The organism is Corallococcus terminator (assembly GCF_003611635.1).
Lineage (GTDB): Bacteria > Myxococcota > Myxococcia > Myxococcales > Myxococcaceae > Corallococcus > Corallococcus terminator.
Window position 1 is genome coordinate 1 of the sequence record NZ_RAVZ01000544.1, and the last position, 3,685, is coordinate 3,685.

At 72.3% G+C, this 3,685-nt stretch carries 2 protein-coding genes; both read left to right on the plus strand.

The features are described from left to right. Window positions 1-86 precede the first annotated feature (86 nt). Window positions 87-1,430, plus strand: a complete 1,344-nt coding sequence (locus tag D7V88_RS39745; RefSeq protein WP_120545715.1) for a hydroxymethylglutaryl-CoA reductase, degradative — start codon at window positions 87-89, stop codon at window positions 1,428-1,430. Continuing rightward, window positions 1,427-3,685 carry an MMPL family transporter gene (locus D7V88_RS39750; RefSeq protein ID WP_120545716.1) on the plus strand — a complete coding sequence of 753 codons (2,259 nt, stop codon included), beginning with the start codon at window positions 1,427-1,429 and terminating at the stop codon, window positions 3,683-3,685. Before D7V88_RS39745 ends, D7V88_RS39750 begins: the two co-directional genes overlap by 4 nt.

Sequence of the window (3,685 nt, forward strand, 5' to 3'; positions counted from 1 at the left end):
CCCCCAGGGATGAGCCCCCTGCCCGATGTGCCTCTCCATCACCAGTTCCCTGATGCATCACGGGATCACGGCATGGGGGGCGGCGTATGGCGGATGGGGTGGATGATGGATTGCCGGAGGTCCCGCCGGACATTCCGTCCTCACGCCTGCCGGGGTTCCATCGCCTCGGCGTGGACGCGCGGTGGCGGGAGCTGGCGCGGCGCGGGGATGTCTCACCGGAGGAGCTGCAGGTGCTCAGGGCACTCGGCTCGCCGTCCTTCGACATCGTCAACCAGATGATCGAGAACGCGGTGGGGGTGTTCGCCCTGCCGCTGGGGCTGGGCTTGAACTTCACCGTCAACGGGCGCGACCACCTGGTGCCCATGGCGGTGGAGGAGCCGTCGGTGGTGGCCGCGGTGTCGTACGCGGCGAAGGTGGTGCGCCACGCGGGCGGTTTCACCGCGGAGGCGGACGCGTCGATGATGATCGCCCAGGTGCAGCTCACGGGCTACGGCTCGCCGGAGCTTGCCCGGGAGTGCCTGCTGGCGCACCGCGAGCAACTGCTCGCCCTGGCGAACAGCTTCCATCCGGCGCTCCAGCGGCGGGGGGGCGGCGCGCGGGAGGTGCAGGTGCGCATCCTGCCCGCGCCGGAGGGGCCGCAGGGCGAACCCCTCTTCATCGTGCACCTGCTGGTGGACACGCAGGAGGCCATGGGCGCCAACCTGCTCAACACCATGGCGGAAGGGGTGGCGCCGCTCATTGAGCAGCTCACCGGGGGCCGCGTCTACGTGCGCATCCTGTCCAACCTCGCGGACCAGCGGCTGGCGCGCGCGTCGTGCCGCATTCCCGTGGGGGCGCTGGCGGACTTCGACCTGCCGGGGGAGGCCATCGCGGAAGGCATCCTCCAGGCGAGCCGCTTCGCGGAAGCCGACCCCTATCGCGCGGCCACGCACAACAAGGGCGTGATGAATGGCATTGACGCGGTGGCCATCGCCACCGGCCAGGACTGGCGGGCCATCGAGGCGGGCGCGCATGCCTACGCGTGCCGCACGGGCCGCTACGGTCCCCTGTCCCGCTGGACGCTGGAGCACGGCTTCCTGGTGGGGCGCATCGAACTGCCGCTGGCGTTGGGCATGGTGGGCGGGCCCATCAAGGTGCATCCGGGCGCGCAACTGGGATTGAAGCTCCTGCGCGTCACCACGGTGCGCGAACTGGCCACGGTGTTCGCGTCGGTGGGGCTGGCGCAGAACTTCGCGGCCGTGCGGGCGCTGGGGTCGGTGGGCATCCAGAAGGGGCACATGGCGCTGCACGCGCGGTGTGTCGCGGTGACCGCGGGCGCCCGGGGCCTGGATGTGGAGAAGGTGGCGCGGCTGCTGGTGGAGCGCGGCAGCGTCAAGGTGGAGACCGCGCGGGAGATCCTCGCGTCCTGCCAGGAAGCCCCCGCTCCATGAGCCAGCCGACGAGCGACGCGCCGTCGGTCTTCGCCCGGCTCGCGCGGGGGGTGTACCGGCACTGGGGCCGGGTGCTGGGAGGCGGCGGCGTGCTGCTGGCCCTGGCGGTCTGGGTGCTGCTCCAGGGCGGGCACCTGACCACCGGGACCATCGACGGCATCGAGGCCTCGCGGGCGGAGTCGCTGGCCCGGGGCGCCGCCGCGGGGGCGAACGACCAGACGCTGGCGGTCATCTTCCACCGCGACGACTGGACGACGGACGACCCGCGCTTCACGCAGGCGGTGGCGTCGGTGCTGGAGCGCGTACAGCGGCTGCCAGAGGTCGAAGCGGTGGTGTCGCCCGTAGGGGCGCCCGAGGCCTTCCGGGCCCGCTTCGTGGCGAAGACGGGCCACGACCTGCTGGCGCTGGTGCGGCTCAAGGGCGGCGAGCGCGAGGCGACGGCCGCGTTCCCCGCCGTGCGCGCGGCGCTGGAGGACCCGCGCTTGCAGACGACGCTCACCGGCAAGGTGGCCTTCGTGCATGCGCTGAACGAGCTGCTGGCGCACGACCTGCTGCGCGCGGAGCTGATCTCGTTCCCGCTGGCGCTGCTGGTGCTGCTGTGGGTGTTCCGCACGGCGGTGGCGGCGATGCTGCCGCTGGTGGTGGGCGGGCTGGCGGTGCTCTGCGGCGTGGCGGGGGTGCTGCTGTTGTCGCGCGTCACCAACATGGCCCAGTACACGCTCAACGTGGTGTCGCTCATCGGGTTGGGGGTGGCCATCGACTACTCGCTCTTCATCGTGAGCCGCTTCCGCTCCGAACTGGCGGAAGGGCTGACGACGGAGGACGCGCTGGCGCGGACGCTGGACACCGCGGGGCGGGCGGTGGCGTTCTCCGGGCTCGCCGTCACGGTGGGCCTGGCGGGCCTGCTCTTCTTTCGCGGCTCGTACCTGAGCGCCATGGGGCTGGGGGGCGCGCTGGTGGTGGCCTTCGCGGTGCTCTTCGCGCTCACCGTGTTGCCCGCGCTGCTGTCCTGGCTGGGGCCCCGCGTGGACCGGGGCAAGCTGCCCTTCGCTCACACGAACCGGCGAGGCGGTGCGTGGCACGCGCTGGCCACCTGGGTGATGCGGCATCCGTGGTGGGTGCTGGTGCCCACGCTCGCGCTGCTGCTCGCCATGGGGCTGCCCTTCCGGCGGCTGGAGCTGGCGGCCACGGACATCACGGCGCTGCCCGCGCACACCGAGGCCCGCCAGGGCGCGGAGACGCTGGCCCGGCTGTTTCCGCGCGAGGCCGCCACGCGGGTGCTGGTGGCGGTGGAGTTTCCCTCGGGCAATCCCTTCACGCCGGAGCGCGCGGGGGCCCTCTTCGATGCCAGCCGGAGGATTGCGTCCCTGCCGGGCGTGGTGGGCGTGGAGAGCGCGGTGGACCTGGTCCCCGGGATGGACCGGGCCACCGTCCAGCGGATGGCGGCTGCGCCCCCGCAGGCCCTGCCGCCGGAGCTGGGGTCCGCGCGCGCCGCGTACCTCACCGGGAACGTGGCGGTGTTGCAGGTGCTGACCTCCCAGGCGCCCAGCAGTCGCGAGGCGCGCGACCTGGTCCGGGAACTGCGCGTGGACCGCGCGGTGGGGGATGGGCGGCTGACGGTGGGAGGGCAGACCGCCTCGGACGTGGACGCGGCGGCCTTCGTGAAGCACCACACGCCCGCGGCGGTGGGGTTCGTGATGGGGATGACGTGCGTGGTGCTCTTCGTGCTCCTGCGCTCCGTGGTGCTGCCGCTGAAGGCGCTGCTGATGAACCTGCTGTCGCTGACGGGCTCGTTCGGGGCGCTGGTGTGGATCTTCCAGGAGGGGCACCTGCACCGGCTCCTGCGCTTCGAGCCCGGCCCCATCGAACCGTCGCTGCCCATCCTGTTGTTCTGCACCCTGTTCGGTCTGTCCATGGACTACGAGGTGCTGCTGCTCAGCCGCATCCGCGAGGAGTGGCTGCGCACCGGGGACAACACCCACGCGGTGGCCGAAGGGCTGGAGCAGACGGGCGGACTCATCACCAGCGCGGCGGCCATCATGGTGGCGGTGTTCGCGGCCTTCTCGCTGGCGTCGGTGGTGGTGGTGAAGGCGATGGGGTTGGGCATGGCCATCGCGGTGGCGCTGGATGCCACGCTGGTCCGGGTGCTCATCGTCCCTGCGATGATGCGCCTGATGGGGGATCTGAACTGGTGGGGTCCCGGCCACTCCTGGCGCTCGCGTGCGCGGGTGAAGCAGCGCGAGGTGGTGCCATGA